Source organism: Paracoccus sp. (in: a-proteobacteria) (genome assembly GCF_030536915.1).
Lineage (GTDB): Bacteria > Pseudomonadota > Alphaproteobacteria > Rhodobacterales > Rhodobacteraceae > Paracoccus.
In genome coordinates this window covers 10,612-27,691 of sequence record NZ_JAUNPC010000035.1, presented here as the reverse complement: position 1 = coordinate 27,691, position 17,080 = coordinate 10,612, and the positions used below count along the sequence as shown (strand labels likewise).

General features: G+C 66.9%; 15 protein-coding genes. All 15 read left to right on the top strand.

From position 1 onward, the window contains the following. Positions 1-14: 14 nt before the first annotated feature. Positions 15-830 carry a shikimate dehydrogenase gene (locus Q4F04_RS08115; protein WP_303369330.1) on the top strand — a complete coding sequence of 272 codons (816 nt, stop codon included), beginning with the start codon at positions 15-17 and terminating at the stop codon, positions 828-830. Beyond that, a complete protein-coding gene (locus Q4F04_RS08110; RefSeq protein WP_303369329.1) occupies positions 823-1,620 on the top strand; it encodes an SDR family NAD(P)-dependent oxidoreductase in 798 nt (265 codons plus the stop codon). The genes Q4F04_RS08115 and Q4F04_RS08110 overlap by 8 nt, the downstream gene beginning before the upstream one ends. 34 nt (positions 1,621-1,654) lie before the next feature. Next, positions 1,655-2,431: a FadR/GntR family transcriptional regulator gene (locus Q4F04_RS08105; protein ID WP_303369328.1), complete on the top strand. Its 777-nt coding sequence runs from the start codon at positions 1,655-1,657 to the stop codon at positions 2,429-2,431. A gap of 117 nt (positions 2,432-2,548) precedes the next feature. Further along, a complete protein-coding gene (locus tag Q4F04_RS08100; protein WP_303369327.1) occupies positions 2,549-3,259 on the top strand; it encodes an SDR family oxidoreductase in 711 nt (236 codons plus the stop codon). After that, positions 3,256-4,005, top strand: a complete 750-nt coding sequence (locus Q4F04_RS08095; protein ID WP_303369326.1) for an SDR family NAD(P)-dependent oxidoreductase — start codon at positions 3,256-3,258, stop codon at positions 4,003-4,005. Before Q4F04_RS08100 ends, Q4F04_RS08095 begins: the two co-directional genes overlap by 4 nt. Positions 4,006-4,167: 162 nt before the next feature. Beyond that, positions 4,168-5,196, top strand: a complete 1,029-nt coding sequence (locus Q4F04_RS08090; protein ID WP_303369325.1) for an amino acid ABC transporter substrate-binding protein — start codon at positions 4,168-4,170, stop codon at positions 5,194-5,196. Positions 5,197-5,256: 60 nt separating this feature from the next. Next, positions 5,257-6,417, top strand: a complete 1,161-nt coding sequence (locus tag Q4F04_RS08085) for an amino acid ABC transporter permease (protein ID WP_303369324.1) — start codon at positions 5,257-5,259, stop codon at positions 6,415-6,417. A 3-nt stretch (positions 6,418-6,420) separates the two neighbouring features. After that, positions 6,421-7,509, top strand: a complete 1,089-nt coding sequence (locus Q4F04_RS08080; protein ID WP_303369323.1) for an amino acid ABC transporter permease — start codon at positions 6,421-6,423, stop codon at positions 7,507-7,509. Positions 7,510-7,517: 8 nt separating this feature from the next. Beyond that, on the top strand, positions 7,518-8,273 hold the full coding sequence (locus Q4F04_RS08075; protein ID WP_303369322.1) for an amino acid ABC transporter ATP-binding protein: 756 nt from the start codon (positions 7,518-7,520) through the stop codon (positions 8,271-8,273). Positions 8,274-8,418: 145 nt separating this feature from the next. Beyond that, complete coding sequence (locus tag Q4F04_RS08070) at positions 8,419-10,083, top strand: thiamine pyrophosphate-dependent enzyme (protein ID WP_303369321.1); 1,665 nt, start codon at positions 8,419-8,421, stop codon at positions 10,081-10,083. Next, positions 10,080-12,176, top strand: coding sequence for a hydantoinase/oxoprolinase family protein (locus Q4F04_RS08065; protein WP_303369320.1), 2,097 nt, complete (start codon positions 10,080-10,082; stop codon positions 12,174-12,176). Before Q4F04_RS08070 ends, Q4F04_RS08065 begins: the two co-directional genes overlap by 4 nt. After that, positions 12,173-13,795 (top strand): hydantoinase B/oxoprolinase family protein, encoded by a 1,623-nt coding sequence (locus Q4F04_RS08060; protein WP_303369319.1) that lies wholly within the window; start codon positions 12,173-12,175, stop codon positions 13,793-13,795. The genes Q4F04_RS08065 and Q4F04_RS08060 overlap by 4 nt, the downstream gene beginning before the upstream one ends. Further along, positions 13,792-15,015, top strand: coding sequence for a pyridoxal phosphate-dependent aminotransferase (locus Q4F04_RS08055; protein ID WP_303369318.1), 1,224 nt, complete (start codon positions 13,792-13,794; stop codon positions 15,013-15,015). The genes Q4F04_RS08060 and Q4F04_RS08055 overlap by 4 nt, the downstream gene beginning before the upstream one ends. Further along, on the top strand, positions 15,012-15,833 hold the full coding sequence (locus Q4F04_RS08050) for an NAD(P)-dependent oxidoreductase (protein WP_303369317.1): 822 nt from the start codon (positions 15,012-15,014) through the stop codon (positions 15,831-15,833). The genes Q4F04_RS08055 and Q4F04_RS08050 overlap by 4 nt, the downstream gene beginning before the upstream one ends. After that, positions 15,830-17,038 carry an FAD-binding oxidoreductase gene (locus tag Q4F04_RS08045; RefSeq protein ID WP_303369316.1) on the top strand — a complete coding sequence of 403 codons (1,209 nt, stop codon included), beginning with the start codon at positions 15,830-15,832 and terminating at the stop codon, positions 17,036-17,038. Before Q4F04_RS08050 ends, Q4F04_RS08045 begins: the two co-directional genes overlap by 4 nt. The last annotated feature ends 42 nt before the right edge of the window (positions 17,039-17,080 follow it).

The following is a 17,080-nucleotide window of genomic DNA, read 5'->3' as shown; positions in this document are numbered from 1 at the left end:
TCGAAAGGCGGTGAATGATGCGCGGAACCGGCAAGGCCGATGTCTTCGTCATGCTGGCCCATCCCGTGGGCCATGCGAAAAGCCCGGGGATATTCAACGAGATCTTTGAACAGAAGGGCCTCGACAGCCTGATGGTGCCGCTGAGCTGCCGTCCCGAGGATTTCGACGCCTTCTGGGACGGTCTGACGGCCGCCGAGAACGTGCGCGGCGTGATCGTCTCGGTCCCCTTCAAGACACGGGTCTTCGAGAAATGCGCCTCGGGGCACGACCGCGCGACGCGGGTGCGCAGCGCCAATTCGGTGCGCCGGCTGCCGGATGGTTCGTGGTTCGCGGATAATTTCGACGGCGTGGGCTTCATCGATGCGCTGAAGGCTGCGGGCCACGAGATCAGGGGCAAGCGGGTGCTGCAGGTGGGCGCGGGTGGCGCGGGATCGTCGCTGGCCTATTGCCTGGCCGAGGAAGGCGCGGCTGAAATCCGGCTGAGCGACGTGGACGCGGACCGCGCCGCCAATCTAGCAGCGCTGGTGTCGGCGGCCTTCCCCGACTGCCGGATCGAGGTCGGGCCGGCCGATCCCACTGGCATGGAGCTTGTGGTCAACGCCACGCCCATGGGCCTGAAGCCCGAGGACCCGCTGCCGCTGGACGTGGCGAAGCTGGACCCGTCGATGACCGTCGTGGACATCATCATGGAACCGGCGGAAACGCCCCTGCTGCGCGAGGCGAGGCGTATCGGCTGCCGCACCCAGCCGGGCCGCCCGATGATGGATTTCCAGACCGAGGCGATGGCGCGGTTCTTCGACATCGACCGGGCGGAGCGGTCGCATGGCTGAGGTCGAAAGCGCCGTCGTGATCGGCGGCACCTCCGGGATCGGCCGCGCGATCGCGCTGCGGTTCGCACAGGCGGGCGCGAAGGTGATCGTGGCCGGACGCGATGCGGCGCGAGGCGAGGCGGTCGCCGCCGAGTGCCAAGGGCAGGGCGCACCTGTCGCGCGGTTCCTGGCCGTCGATGTGGGCGATCCCGGCTCGGTCCAGGCGCTTGCCGACCAAGCGGACACTGTCTTCGGCACGCCCGAGGTGCTGGTGAACTGCGCGGGCATCCTGCAAAGCGGCAAGCGCGTGCTCGATCAGGATCTGGACGAGGACGAGCGGCTGTGGCGCATCAACTACCGCGGCACGCTGGTCGGCTCGCAGGTCTTCGGGCGGCTGATGAAGCAGCAGGAAAGGGGGGCGATCCTCAATGTCGGCTCGCTGGCGTCCTTTGCGCCGCTGTCGCTGCCCGCCTATACGCCGGGCAAGCACGCGGTGCTGGCGCTGACGGGGATTCTGGCGGCGGAACTGGGGCCGCATGGCATCCGCGTGAACGCGGTGGCGCCCGGCTATACGCTGTCGGACGGGCTCAAGGCCAGGATCGCGGCCGGCGAGCGCGACCCCGAGGCCATCCGGTCCACCACCGCCTTGCGCCGTTTCGTGGCCCCCGAGGATGTGGCCGAGGCGGCGCTGTTTCTCTGTTCGCCCCGTGCCGCCTCGATCACCGGCGTGACGCTGCCCGTGGATGCGGGCTGGCTTATCCAGGCCCCTTACGCGCATTACCTGCGCGGCAACCCGATCCGCGAGGGCTGAACCCGTGGCGGCGGGCAGGAACGAAGGGAAGCCCATGGCTAGGCGCAAGCCGCTTTCGGCGATCCTGTGGGAAGACCTGTCGGGCAAGATCGCCTCGGGACAGTTGCAGCCGGGCGTCCAGCTTCCGACCGAGGCGGAACTGGGAGAGGAATACCAGGTCAGCCGCACCGTGGTGCGCGAGGCCATCGCGCGGCTGCGGTCCGAGGGGCTGGTCATCCCGCAGCAGGGCCGGGGGATGTTCGTCAGCGAGGCGCCCACGCAGCGGTTCCAGATTTCCGAGGACGACCTGCAGACCCTGCCCGAGACCATCGCCCTGCTGGAACTGCGCATGAGCGTCGAGGTCGAGGCCGCGGGCCTCTGCGCCGAACGCCGCACGGATACCGAGGCGCGGGATATCCGCCGTCTGATGGAGCAGGTGGATGCGCGGCACGCGGACCCTGCGGCGGTCGAGATCCACTACGATTACGACTTCCACCTGAAGATCGCGCAGACCGCCCGCAACGAGTTCATGCTGGCCTTCCTGGAATACCTGCGGCCCTTCATCGTGCCGCGCTTCCAACTGGCCCGCGTCGTCACGCCCGGGATGAAGGGCGCCTATTACGACCGCATCCATGCCGAACACGAGGCCATCGTCCGGGCGATCGAACAGGGTGACCCGGCCGCCGCGCGGGCGGTGATGCGCGACCACCTGGCCAACAGCCTTGAACGCATCCGCGCCTTTGCCGCCAAGTCGGGGGCCGCGGGCAAGCCCGCGGACACGCAGGCGGTGAATGCAATCCTGACGCGGCTGGCGGCGGGACTGAAGCCATGAATCACCGGAGAGCAGGATGATGATCGGCAAGTTCTGCTTGTCCATCCCGGGCATTTTCTTGGTTTTGATTCCGGCCCTCGGACCCGACACTCGACCGATGGCAGAAGGAGGGCAGGGATGACCGCAGCACTGGTCACGGGGGCGACAAGCGGCATCGGCGGCGCCATTGCGCTGGATCTGGCGCAGGCGGGCCATACCGTCCATGCTGTGGGGCGCGATGCCGCGGCGTTGGAAAAACTGCGCGCCGCCGGGATCAACGCGCTGCAACTGGACGTGACGGACCGGGCGGCGGTCGCGGCGGCGCTGTCGGGCCTGCAGGTCGATGTCCTGATCAACAATGCCGGGATGATGCCGCCCCTTGGCAATTTCGCCGATGCCGACCCCGGGGACATCGATCGGACGCTTGCCGTGAACCTTTCCTCGGTGATCCATCTCACCCGGCTTGTCGTGGGGCAGATGCGGCAGCGGGGCAGCGGGCATGTGGTCTTCACCGGCTCGGCCGCGGCGCACACGGCCTTTCCGAACATGGCGGTCTATTCGGCCTCCAAGGCGGGCATCTCGGGCTTTGCCGCAGCCCTGCGCGCCGACCTCTCGCCGCATGGCATCCGCGTGACCGAGATCGTCCCGGGCCGGGTCGAGACCGCGCTGTACGAGGATATCCTGGACGATGACGCCCGGACGGCGATGTATTCCGCCAGCAAGGCCGTCCAGCCCGAGGACGTGGCGCAGATGGTCCGCGCCGTCCTCGCTCTGCCCGAATGGGCCGATGTCACCCGCTTCGACATCATGCCGACCCGTCCCTCAACTCCCGCGCAGGTGAAGAAATGAACGGTCTTTCTGTTGTCATCGTGGGCGGCGGCGCCGGGCTTGGCGCATTGCTGGCGGACATGGCCGTGGATGCGGGCGCGACCGCGCTGGGCATCATCGACATCAACCGCGAGGCCGCGGATGCCGCCGTGGACCGCGCCCGCGCCAAGGGCCTGCCGACGGCCGCCGCTGCCGCCGACATCCGGCGTGGCCCTGAATGCCACGCAGCCTTTGCCGAGATGGTCGGGGCGCTGGGCCGCGTGGACACGCTGATCAACTGCGCCGCGATCTATCCCCGCCGCCCGATCCTTGAAATCAGCGACGAGGACTGGGACGCCTCGAACGCGGTCAACATCAAGGGCACCTATCACATGATGGTGGCCGCCATCGCCCACATGCAGCAGCAGGAACCGCGCGATCATGTCCGGGGTCGGATCGTCAACCTGACCTCGGTCGATGCCTTCAAGGCCCATCCGCAGAATGCCCACTATGCCGCGACCAAGGCGGCGGTGGTCAGCCTGACCCGGTCCTTCGCCCATCACGCAGCCTCGGACGGCATCCTCGTCAATTCGGTCGCCCCCGCAGGGATGGCCACGGAACGGGCGCGGCAACTGGGCTTCCTCGATGAACTCGCCAAGGCCAGCCCACTGGGTCGGGGGGCACAGCCGACCGAGATCGCGGAATGGGTGCTGATGACCGGAGGGCCGAAGAACACCTACATGACCGGCGAAAACGTCATCGTTTCCGGGGGCTACATCTACGCCTGAGCGGCGGAGAACGGGCGTATCGCCGCATTTCCCAAGGCGGACCGGGGCTGGGCGATGCGGGATGAGGTTCCGGCGGCATCTGCCGGCCCGGACAGGAACGCCGGGGAACCCGGCCGACCCAAGAGCAAGAACAAGTCCACGCAAAGCAAGGGAGATGCAGAGATGAAACTGATGAAACTCGGCACGACGGCGGCGGCGCTGGCGCTGATGGCGGGCACCGTCCATGCGGCGGGCGGCCCAACGCTTGAGGCGGTGAAGGCGCGCGGCAACCTGCTGTGCACCGGCCATGACGGCTCGTATCTCGGCTTTGCCGAGGTCGACAACCAGGGCGCCTGGAAAGGGCTGGACATCGACCTCTGCCGGTCGGTCGCAACGGCCATCTTCGGCGATCCGGCGAAGGTGACGATCGTCCCGATCAGCTGGGCGCAGCGCTGGCCCGCGCTGCAGACCGGCGAGGTCGACATGGTCATCAAGGCCTCGGGCGCGACGCTGAGCCGCGACGCCGAACTGGGGCTGCAGTTCTCGCTGTCCTATTATCTCGGCACGACCAAGATCATGGCCCACAAGTCGCTGGGCCTGACCTCGCTGCAGGATGCCGACGGCGGCACGATCTGCGTGCCCGCGGGCACCACCCAGCAGCAGCAGATCGCCTCCTATTCGGCCCGGCTCGGCGTGACGCTGGAGCCGGTCCTGATCGAGAAGACCGAGGAACTGGAACAGGCCTATTTTTCGGGCCGCTGCGATCTTTACACCCAGTGGGGGCCGGTCCTCGCCATCGCCCGCGCGGCCAAGGGCAATGTCGATGAGCACGACATCCTGCCCGATGTGCTTGCGCTGGAACCCGAGGTCATCGTGATGCGGCAGGGCGACGACAACTGGGTCGATATCGCGAACTGGACGCTGTCGGCGCTGTGGTTCGCGGAACAGGAAGGCATCACCTCGGCCAATGTGGACGAGATCAAGGCCAATCCGCCCAGCCCCGAGATCGCCAAGTTCCTGGGCGTCAACCTGGGAATGGGGACGCCGCTGGGGCTGGCTGACGACTGGGCCTACAATGTCATCAAGAACATGGGGAACTACGCGGAAATCTTCGACCGGACCTTGGGCAAGGATTCGCCGTATAAGATGGACCGCGAGATGACCGCGCTGTGGAAGGACGGCGGCGTCCTTTACCCCTATCTGATCGACTGACGCGAAGGGCCCCGCCCTTCAAGCGGGCGGGGCCTGCCACTCTGGCGGAAGGGTTGGCCGATGAACATCCTGCGCAACCAGAAGGCTCGCAACATCCTGCTGCAGGCGCTGTTCCTGGCGGTGGTGCTGTTCATCGTCATCGGCGGCTGGACCAACGCGCAAGCCACGCTGCAATCGCAACGCATCGTGTCGGGCTTTGGCTTCCTGCAGAAATCGACCGGCTGGGACGTCGCCTTCTCGCTTCTGCCGGCCAATGCGAACGACCCCTACTGGTGGTTCTTCGTGGTGGGGATCGTGAATACCCTGTTCCTCGGCATCCTGGGGCTGGTGCTGGCGACGCTGATCGGGGCCATCGTCGGCATGGCCCGCACATCGTCGAACCACCTGCTGCAACTGCTGGGGCGGATCTATGTCGATATCTTCCGCAACATCCCGGTGATCCTGCAGCTGTTCTTCTGGTATGCGCTGATCACGCATCTGCCAAATCCGCGCAATGCCATCGCGTTCGGCCCGCTGACCCTGTCCAATCGCGGCATCTACATGCCGGCGCTGAATGTCGGCGGCTGGTATCTCGCGGCGGCGGCGGCGGCGTTCGTGGCAGCACTGATCCTTGCCCTGTGGCTTGCGACCACGCGCCGGATCGCAACCCCGCGCGAGGAACGCCGCCCGCTGATCCTGGGCGCCCTTGCCGCAGGCCTTCTGCTGGCGGTCCTGCTGCTGGCCCTTGGCCGCGTTCCGGGTCAGCCGCTCATCGGCGTCCCTCAGCTTCAGGGGCTGAACATCCGCGGCGGCCTGCGCGTCTCGCCGGAATTCACCGCGTTGCTGGTCGCCATCGGCATCTACGGCGGCGCCTATATCGGCGAGATCGTCCGCGGCGGCTTCAAGGCGGTCGGCCGCGGCCAGGTCGAGGCCGCCTGGACCCTTGGCCTCAGCCCGTGGCAGGCCTTCAGCCGCATCCGCTTTCCGCTGGCCCTGCGGGCAATGCTGCCGATCCTGGCGAACCAGTATATCTGGCTGATCAAGGCGACGACGCTGGGCATCGCCATCGGCTTCACCGACTTCTTCATGATCGTCGCCGTCACCATCAACCAGTCCGGTCAGACGATCGAGGCCATCGGCATCCTCATGGCCGGCTTCCTTGCGATCAACCTCAGCATCGCCGCGATCTTCAATCGCATCAACAAGGCCATCGCCCTCAGGGGCAATCAGTTGCGGAGCTAGGCGATGACGAGTTTCCCGACTGCCGTGCCGCATGATCGCCAGACAGGCCTGCTGGAAACCGTCCGGCGCCGCTATTTCCCGACGCCACTGCAATCCCTGATCTCGGCCGTCTGCCTTGCCCTGCTGGTCTGGATCGTCTGGAACCTGCTCGACTGGGCGTTCTTCTCGGCGGTGTTCAGCGCCAGCGCCACGGCCCAGGACTGCCGCGCCGCCGAGGGCGCCTGCTGGACTGTGATCGCCCAGCGCTGGCGGATCATCTTCTTCGGCCTTTACCCCTATGCGGAACAATGGCGGTCCGCGCTGGCCTGCGTGACGGTCGTCGCCATGATCGTGCTGAGCTGTCTTCCCCGGTTCTGGGCCGGCCGGCGGCTCGCCGCCGTCTGGATCATCGGCACGGCGACGTTCTACGTGCTGATGAAGGGTGGCATCTTCGGACTGTCCTACATCGGAGAGGAGGCCTGGGGCGGGTTGGCCCTGACGCTGTTCATCTTCGTCGGCACCTGCCTGATCGGCTTCCCGCTGTCGATCGTGCTGGCGCTGATGCGGCGGTCGAAGCTGCCAGTGATCTCGAAGGGCACCGGCATGCTGATCGACGCGGTGCGTTCGCTGCCGCTGCTGTCGATCCTGTTCGCCTTCGCGGTCGTCGTCCCCTTCATGCTGCCCGACATGCTGCAGGGCGGGAAGCTTTACCGCGTGATCTTCGGCGCGGCGCTGTTCTTCGCCGCCTACCAGGCCGAGATCATCCGGGGCGGCCTGCAGGGCGTGCCGCAGGGCCAAGAGGAAGCCGCGATGGCCTTGGGCATGGGATATTGGCAGCGCATCGGCAAGATCCTGATGCCGCAGGCGATGCGGAACGCTTTGCCGGCCACGATCAACCAGTTCGTGATCTCGTTCAAGGAAACCTCGCTGGTGATCGTGGTGGGCTTCTTCGAGATCCTCGCATCCGGCAACGCCGCCTACGGAACCGGCGAATGGACCTTCGCCTATCGCGAGGTCTACGCCTTCATCGCCCTGATCTACTTTGTCTTCGTTTTCAGCCTGTCCCGCTATGGCGCCTATCTTGAACGGCGCATGGCGGTCGGCAGCCGATGAGGGAACCCATGAACGGCATCGACACCACCCGGCCCGCTGTCCAGATCGAGGGGCTGAACAAGTATTACGGCAGCTACCGCGCCCTGAGGGACATCAACCTGACGGTGGAAAAGGGCGAGAAGGTCGTGATCTGCGGACCCTCGGGGTCCGGCAAGTCCACCATGATCCGCTGCATCAACCGGCTTGAGGAGCATAACGGCGGCCGCATCACCGTGCTGGGGACGGAACTGAATGACGACGTGGCCAACATCGACGGCATCCGCCGCGAGGTCGGGATGGTGTTCCAGCACTTCAACCTGTTCCCGCACATGACGGTGCTGGAGAACTGCGTTCTCGCGCCCATGCTGGTCCGCAAGGTGCCGCGCGCGAAGGCCGAGGCCGACGCGATGCGCTATCTGGAAAAGGTCCGCATCCCCGAGCAGGCGCTGAAATATCCGGGCCAGTTGTCGGGCGGCCAGCAGCAGCGCGTCGCCATTGCACGGTCTTTGTGCATGGAGCCCGAGATCATGCTGTTCGACGAGCCGACCTCGGCTCTTGACCCCGAGATGATCTCGGAGGTGCTGGACGTCATGGTGGCGCTGGCCTCCGAGGGGATGACGATGATCTGCGTCACGCACGAGATGGGCTTCGCGCGCCGCGTGGCCGACCGCGTCATCTTCATGGACGCGGGCGAGATCGTCGAGATCGCCGAACCCGAAACCTTCTTCAACGCACCGAAAAGCGAGCGGACAAAGAAGTTCCTGTCGCAGGTGCTGGGACACTGAAGCACCGTGTCTGTTGACCTTACGGACAACAATAACTTGTCCATGGGCGGTAAATCTTCATTTTCCCCCGCCTCTTTGTGCGCAGGATCACGCTGAGAGATCGGCAGTTTTTCCCCGCTTGGCCGCGGGCCCTGAAAGGAAAGCGATGCGGAACGGTGGGCAACTTCTTGTTGATAGCCTCGTCGCGCTTGGCGCGACCAAGGGCTTCGGCGTGCCGGGGGAAAGCTATCTGGCGGTGCTGGACGCGCTGCATGACACGCGCGGCCGGCTGGATTTCGTGCTCTGCCGCAACGAGGGCGGCGCGGCTTTCATGGCCGCCGCCTGGGGCAAGCTGACGGGGCAGCCTGGCCTCTGCTTCGTGACGCGGGGGCCGGGGGTCACAAATGCCTCGATCGGGGTGCATACGGCGATGCAGGACTCGGCCCCGATGATCCTCTTCGTGGGGCAGGTCGGCACCGACATGAAGGGACGCGAGGCGTTTCAGGAAATCGATTACCCCGCCGTCTTCGGCACCATGGCGAAATGGGCGGTCGAGATCGACGACGTGCATCGCATCCCCGAAATCCTCGCCCGTGCCTGGACGACCGCAACCACCGGCCGCCCCGGCCCGGTGGTGATCGCGCTGCCCGAGGACATGCTGACCAGCCTGACCGATGCAGCACCCCTGACCGGCCCCGCGCGCGTTTCCGAGCCCGCGCCCACGCCCGAGGCGGTGGCCGAGGCTCTGGAACTGCTGCAAGGCGCCGCCCGCCCCTTGATTCTGATCGGCGGCTGCAACTGGACCGATGCCGGCCGCACGGCGCTGCAGGGCTTTGCCGAGGCAAGCGGCATCCCCGTGGTCGCGGCCTTCCGCTATCAGGATCAGTTCGACAACTTTTCGTCCGTCTATGCCGGCGAGGCGGGGGTGGGGATGCCCGCCCATGTACGCGGGCTGATCCGCGACGCGGATGTGATCCTCGCCATCAATGTCCGCTTCGGCGAGATGACGACCGATGGTTACACGCTGCTGAATGTCCCCGTTCCGGCGCAGGCGCTGATCCATGTGCATGGCTCGGACCGCGAGATCGGCAAGATCTACCAGCCGACCTTGGGCATCCACGCCGGGCCGAACGCCTTCGCCGCCGTCCTGTCGCCGGTTGCCGGGCTGTGGCGCGATTGGCGGTCAAAGGCACGGCAGTCCTTCGAGGACAGCCTTCATGCCCCCCCGCAGCCCTCGCCCGTGGACATGGGGCTGGTGACGGCGCATCTGCGCGAGGTGCTGCCCGAGAATGCGATCCTAACCAACGGGGCGGGCAACTTCACCGTCTGGCCGAACAAGTTTTTCAGCTTCGGCCCTCAGGCGCGGTTGCTCGCGCCGCAATCGGGGGCGATGGGCTACGGCCTGCCCGCCGCCATCGCCGCCCGCGTGGCCTTCCCCGACCGCACGGTGGTCTGCTTCGCCGGCGACGGCGATTTCCAGATGAACTGCCCGGAACTCGGCACCGCCATGCAGGAGGGGGCGCAACCGATCATCCTGCTGCTGAACAACGGCATCTACGGCACGATCCGCGCCCATCAGGAACGCAACTATCCCGGCCGCGTGTCCGGCACGACGATGGAGAACCCCGATTTCGTCATGCTGGCCCGCTCCTACGGCTACCATGCCGAGCGGGTGGAGACGACCGCCGGTTTCCCCGCCGCATTCGCCCGTGCCCGCGCCTCGCGCACGGGGGCGCTGCTGGACCTGAACATCTCGCCCGAGGCGCTGACGCCGCGGCAGACCCTGTCCCAGATGCGCGAGGCTGCGCTGAAAACAAAGGAAAACGCATGACCGCCGCGAAGCAGCAGGTCCGGCTGGGCGCCGATATCGGCGGCACCTTCACCGACATCGCCCTCGACTGCCGGGGGACGCTTTATTCGGCCAAGGTGCTGACCACCTATGCCGCGCCCGAGCAGGCGATCCTGGACGGCATCGACATCGTGCTGCGCGACGCGGGCATCACGCCCGCCGACCTCGAGATCGTCATCCACGGCACGACGCTGGCCACGAACGCCCTGATCGAGCGGCGCGGCGCCCGGACCGCCTTGGTCACGACCGAAGGCTTCCGCGACGTGATCGAGATGCGGACCGAAAGCCGGTTCGAGCAATATGACCTGAACCTGCGCCTTCCGCCCCCGCTGGTCCCGCGCGAGGACCGCTTTCCCATCGCAGGCCGCATCGGCGCGCAAGGGCAGGAGTTGCAGCCGCTGGACGAAGCTGCGCTGGAACGGATCGCCGACCATATCGCCGCCGAGGGCTTCGGCGCCGTCGCCATCGGCTTCATCCATTCCTACATGAACCTCGACCATGAACGCCGGGCGCGCGAGATCATCGCGGCGAAGGTGGACGTGCCGATCTCGATCTCCTCCGAGGTCTCGCCCCAGATGCGCGAGTTCGAGCGATTCAACACCGTCTGCGCCAATGCCTATGTCCGCCCGCAGATGGCCGACTACCTCAACCGCCTGCAGGTGCGGTTGAAGGACATGGGCGCGGATTGCCCGGTCTTCATGATCCATTCCGGCGGCGGGCTGATCTCGGTCGAGACGGCGGCCGAGTTTCCGGTGCGGCTGGTCGAAAGCGGCCCGGCGGGGGGCGCGATCTTCGCCGCCGACGTGGCGCAGCGCTTCGGGCTGGACAAGGCGGTCAGCTACGACATGGGCGGCACCACCGCCAAGATCTGCCTGGTCGAGGATTTCCAGCCCAAGACCGCCCGCACCTTCGAGGTCGCCCGGACCTACCGCTTCTGCAAGGGCTCGGGGATGCCGATTTCCATCCCGGTCATCGAGATGATCGAGATCGGGGCAGGGGGCGGTTCCATCGCCTGGGTCGATGCCATGGGCCGCATCCAGACGGGGCCGGAATCGGCGGCTTCCGAACCCGGCCCCGCCAGCTACCAGCGTGGCGGCGAGCGTCCGGCGATCACCGATGCCGACCTGGTGCTGGGCAAGCTCGACCCCGACAACTTCGCCGGCGGCGCGATCAGGCTGTCGGTCCCGAACGCCCAAGGCGCCATCGCCCGCGACGTGGGCGAGCGGCTGGGCCTGCCGCTGGAAGCCGCGGCCTTCGGCATCGTCGAGGTGGTGGACGAGAACATGGCCAACGCCGCCCGCGTCCATGCGGTGGAAAACGGCAAGAACATCTCGGACAACATCATGATCGCCTTCGGCGGCGCCGCGCCCCTGCACGCGGCACGGCTGTGCGAGAAGCTGGGCATCGACGAATGCCTGATCCCGCCCGGCGCGGGTGTGGGGTCCGCCATCGGATTTCTTAAGGCGCCCTTCGGCTATGAGGCGCTGTCCTCCAAGATCGTCCGCCTCTCCGGCTTCGACCCCGCTGCCGTCAACGCCCTGCTGGCCGAGTTGAAGGCCACCGCCGAGGGCTTCGTCCGCGCCGGCACCGATGGCGCCATCGAACGCGAGATCACCGCCTTCATGCGCTATGTGGGCCAGGGGTGGGAGATCCCGGTGGTCCTGCCGGACCGCGACTTCACCGACGCCGATGCCGACATGCTGCGCGAGTCCTTCCGCGAAAGCTATGCCCGCTTCTTCGGCCGCGCCATCGACGGACTGGACGGGCTGGAAATCGAGATCGTCACCTTCTCGGTCAAGGCGCAAGACCGCCGCGCCGCGCCCGCGCGGCTGGACCTGACCCGCGGCAACGGCGCAATCAATGGCGCGGCCACCCGCGAGGTCTTTGACCCCGCGCAGGGCCGCGTGCTGCCCACGGCGATCATCGAGCGCGAGGCGCTGACCCCCGGCGCCCGCGTCGAAGGCCCCGCGGTGATCGTGGAACGCGAGACGTCGACCGTCGTCACCTCGCCCTTCGATGTGGTGATGCAGGCCGATGGCACCCTTCTTCTGACCCGCAAGGAGAGCGCGGCATGAGCGATGCGACCTTCGAGATCCGCATGCAGGTCATGTGGAACCGCCTGATCTCGGTCGTCGAGGAACAGGCGATGACGCTGCTGCGGACCGCCTTCTCGACCAGCGTGCGCGAGGCGGGCGACCTGTCGGCGGGCGTCTTCGACCCGCAAGGGCGGATGCTGGCGCAGGCCGTGACCGGGACGCCGGGCCATGTGAACACCATGGCCGAGGCCGTGCTGCATTTCATCACCGAGATCGGCCGCGACCGGATGTATCCGGGCGACACCTATGTCACCAACGATCCCTGGAAGGGGACCGGGCATCTGCACGACATCACCATGGTCTCGCCGTCCTTTCTTGGCGACAGGCTGGTGGGCTTCTTTGCCTGCACCGCCCATGTGGTCGACGTGGGCGGGCGCGGCTTCGGGGCCGACGGCAAGTCGGTCTATGAGGAAGGCATCCAGATCCCGATCATGAAGTTCGCCGAGCGCGGCGAGGTGAACCGGGATCTCGTCCGGATCATCCGCTCAAACGTGCGCGAGCCGAACCAGGTCGTCGGCGACTTCTATTCGCTGGCCGCCTGCAACGACGTGGGCCACCGCCGGCTGATCGACATGATGGGGGAAATCGGCCTGACCTCGCTGGACGAGCTGGGCGAGTTCATCTTTTCCCGCACCCGCGCCGCCACGCTGGACCGCATCAGGGCGCTGCCCACGGGCGCATGGTCGAACGAGCTTCTGACCGATGGCTATGACCAGCCGGTGAAGCTCGCCTGCACGGTCGAGATCGGCGAGGACCGCGTCAACGTCGATTTCACCGGCACCGACCCCGCAAGCCGCTGGGGCATCAACGTGCCGCTGATCTACACCAAGGCTTATGCCTCCTATGCGCTGAAATGCGTGGTGGCGCCCGACATTCCAAATAACTGGGCCTCGCTGGAGGCCTTCACGATCTCCTCGCCGGTCAACATCCTGAACGCCGAACGGCCCGCGCCGGTGTCGGTGCGCCATGTCATCGGCCATCTGGTCCCCGACCTGGTGCTGGGGGCACTGGCCAAGGCGCTGCCCGGCCAGGTGCTGGCCGAAGGCGCGGCCGCGCTGTGGAACATCCACATCTCGGCCCGTCCCGTGGCGGGGCAGGAAGGTCGGCGGGCCGAGATCCTGATGTTCAACTCGGGTGGAATGGGGGCGCGGCCCGCGCTGGACGGGCTGTCGGCGACCGCCTTCCCCTCGGGCGTGCATACGATGCCGATCGAGGCGACCGAGCAGACCGGCCCGATCACCGTCTGGCGCAAGGAACTGCGCCCCAATTCGGGTGGTGACGGTGAATATCGCGGGGGGCTGGGGCAGGTGATCGAGATTGAGGCCGCGCCGGGGCACGAGTTCGATTTCTCGGCCATGTTCGACCGGGTCAATCACGCGGCGAGGGGCCGCGACGGCGGCTGCGACGGGGTTGCGGGGGTGGTCGTGCTGGACGACGGGACGAAACTGCGGCCCAAGGGCTGGCAGAGTGTGCCAGCCGGTCGCAGGCTGATCCTGAAGCTCCCCGGCGGCGGCGGCTATGGCGATCCCGGGCGGCGGTCGAGCGCGGCGCGGGCCGAGGATGTGTCCAAGGGCTATGTGACGGGGGAAACGGAATGAGCAGCTATGTGGCCAGCCGCCTGGCGGCGGTGAAGCCCTCGGCATCGATGGCCGCCTCGCAGGCGGCCAAGGCGCTGCGGGCCACGGGCGTCGATGTGATAGACTTGGGGCTGGGAGAGCCGGATTTCCCCACCCCCGCCCACATCGCCGAGGCCGCCCACAGGGCGGCGCTGTCGGGCGAGACGCTGTATACCGCCGCCGCCGGCACACCTGCGCTGCGCCAAGCGGTGGCCGACAAGTTCCGGCGCGAGAATGGGCTCGACTACGGGCCCGAGGACGTAGTGGTGGCGAACGGGGCCAAGCAGATCATCTTCAACGCGCTGATGGCGACGCTGAACGAGGGCGACGAGGCTATCCTGCCCGCCCCCTATTTCGTCAGCTACCCCGAGATGGTGAAGCTGCTGGGCGGCGTGCCCGTGACACCGCAGTGCCGGGCCGAGGACGGCTTCCGCCTGACCCCCGAGGTGCTGGAAGCCGCGATCACGTCTCGCACGAAATGGCTGTTCCTGAACATGCCCGGAAACCCCTCGGGGGCGGTATATTCGGCGGAGCAGTTGCGGGCGCTGGGCGCGGTGCTGGCGAAGCATCCGCAGGTGCTGGTCCTGTCGGACGAAATTTATGAGCATATCATCTTCGACGGCCGCGCGTTCGTCAGCTTCGGGCAAGCCTGCCCTGAGTTGAAGGACCGCACACTGATCGTAAACGGCGTGGCCAAGGCCTATGCCATGACTGGTTGGCGCATTGGCTATGCCGCCGGTCCTGCGCCGCTGCTGAAGGCGATGAACACGGTGCAAAGCCAGTCCGTGACCTCGGTCGCGGCCCCCATGCAGGCGGCGGCATTGGCGGCCCTGACCGGCCCGCAGGATTGCGTGGCCGAGTTCCGCGCCGCCTTCCAGCGCCGTCGCGATCTGGTCGTGCAGGGCATCGCTGCAATCGAGGGCCTGACCCTTCCCGCGCCGGAAGGGGCCTTCTACGCCTATATCGGCTGCGCCGGGCTGATCGGGCGCCGCACGCCCGAGGGTAAGGTGCTGGCTGATGACGTGGCCGTGTCGGACTACCTGCTGGCCCATGGCCATGTCAGTTCGGTGCCCGGCTCGGCCTACGGGCTGTCGCCCTTCTTCCGCATCTCGACCGCCACGTCGGACGAGATCCTGACAGAGGCCGTCGCGCGCATCAGCCGCGCCGTGGCCGCGCTTGAACCCGTGAAGGTGCCCGCATGACCGAACCGCGCTTCGATACCATCCTGATCACCGGCGCCTCGGGCCGGCTGGGCACCGAACTGCGCCGCGGCCTTGCCCCTTTGGCGCGCAGGCTGCGGCTGACCGACCGGGCCGAGATCGCCGACCTGCAGCCGAACGAGGAAGGCATCGTCGCCGACCTTGCCGACGCCGAGGCGGTGATGAAGCTCTGCGAGGGCGTCGATGCCATCGTGCATTTCGGCGGCGCCCCGAATGAACGCCCCTGGCAGGAGATCCTCGATTCCAACATCCGCGGCAGTTATCACATCTATGAGGGCGCGCGCCGGCATGGCGTCCCGCGGGTGATCTATGCCTCGTCGGTCCATGCCATCGGCTACCACCGGCTCGAGGACCAGATCGACGCCAATGCGCCGCAGCGGCCCGACAGCCTTTACGGGTTGTCCAAGTGCTTCGTGGAGGATCTGGGCCGGTTCTACTGGGACAAGTTCGGGATCGAAAGCGTCATGCTGCGGATCTTCTCGTCCTTCCCGGAACCGGCGGACCGGCGGATGCTGTGGTCCTGGCTCAGCTTCGACGATTGCGTCCGGCTGGTGACGGCGTCGCTGACCGCCCCGCGCGTGGGCTTCACCGTCTCCTTCGGGATGTCCGACAACAAGGTGAAGCCCGTCGACAACCGGCTGGCCGGGCATCTTGGCTATCTTCCGCAGGACAACACCGAAGGCTTCCGCGCCGGGGTCGAGGCGCGCACCGAGCGGCCCGACCCTGCTGCCCCGGCGGTGCAATGCTTGGGCGGCTGGTTCGTGGACCTCGGCCATCCCGATGACGAGGCGGCAAAGTGAAGGACAGCTATGACGTAGTCATCGTCGGCGGGGCGGTCATCGGCTCGGCGGTGGCCTATTTCCTGACCGCCGATCCCGGCTTCTCCGGCAGCGTGCTGGTGGTGGAACGCGATCCCAGCTATCGGACAGCCTCGACCTCGCTGTCGTCCTCCTCGATCCGTGTGCAGTTCTCGAACCCAATCAACGTGAAGATCAGCCAGTTCGGCAGCGAGTTCATACGTGGCTTCGCCGAGACCATGCAGGTCGCGGGCGAGCCGAAGCCCGACCTGAACTTCCATCCCGGCGGCTACCTGTTCCTCGCCAATACCGAGGATCAGGCCCGCACCCTGCGGGAAAACCATCAGGTGCAGCGTGCCTGCGGGGCCGATGTGGTGCTGTGGGACAAGGGCGAACTGGCCCGCGCCTTCCCGCATCTGAATGTCGATGACATCCTGCTGGCCTCCTACGGGCAATCGGGTGAGGGATGGTTCAACAACACCGGCCTGATGCACGGCTTCAAGGCCAAGGCGCGGGAACAGGGCGCGGATTACATCACCGACGAGGTGGTGGCGATCGGGCGGGATGGAAGCCGCATCACCTCGGTCATGCTGAAATCCGGCGCCACGATCATTGCGGGAACCGTCGTCAACGCCTCGGGGCCGCGCGCCGCGCTGACCGCGCGCATGGCCGGGCTGGACGTGCCGGTCGAGCCGCGCAAGCGGACGCTGTTCGTCTTCGATTGTGCCCGGACGCCCGAGGGCAGCGCCACGGTGAATGGCGGCCGCCTGCCGCTGATGATCGACCCCTCGGGTGTCTTCTGCCGCCCCGAGGGCCGCTATTTCCTGACCGGCTGCGCGCCCGTGGATGATCCGGCGGTTGACTGGGACGATTTCGAGCCGCGCCACGAGGAGTTCGAGGAGATCATCTGGCCTGCGCTTGCCGAAAGATCACCCAGCTTCGAGGCAATCAAGGTCGTCAACCAGTGGGCAGGACACTATGATTACAATACCCTGGACCACAACCTGATCGTCGGCCGTCACCCCGAGGTGACGAATTTCATTTACGCCAACGGCTATTCCGGCCATGGCTTGCAGCAGGGGCCTGCGGCGGGGCGCGGGGTCGCGGAACTGATCGTTCATGGCGGGTTTCGCACGCTCGACCTGTCCGAAGTCGGCTACGAGCGCGTCGTCGCAAACCGCCCCTTTCTGGAGAAGGCAGTCATCTGACCGCCAGCAGGGGCCAAGCGATGCGGCGGAAATGCCGGATCA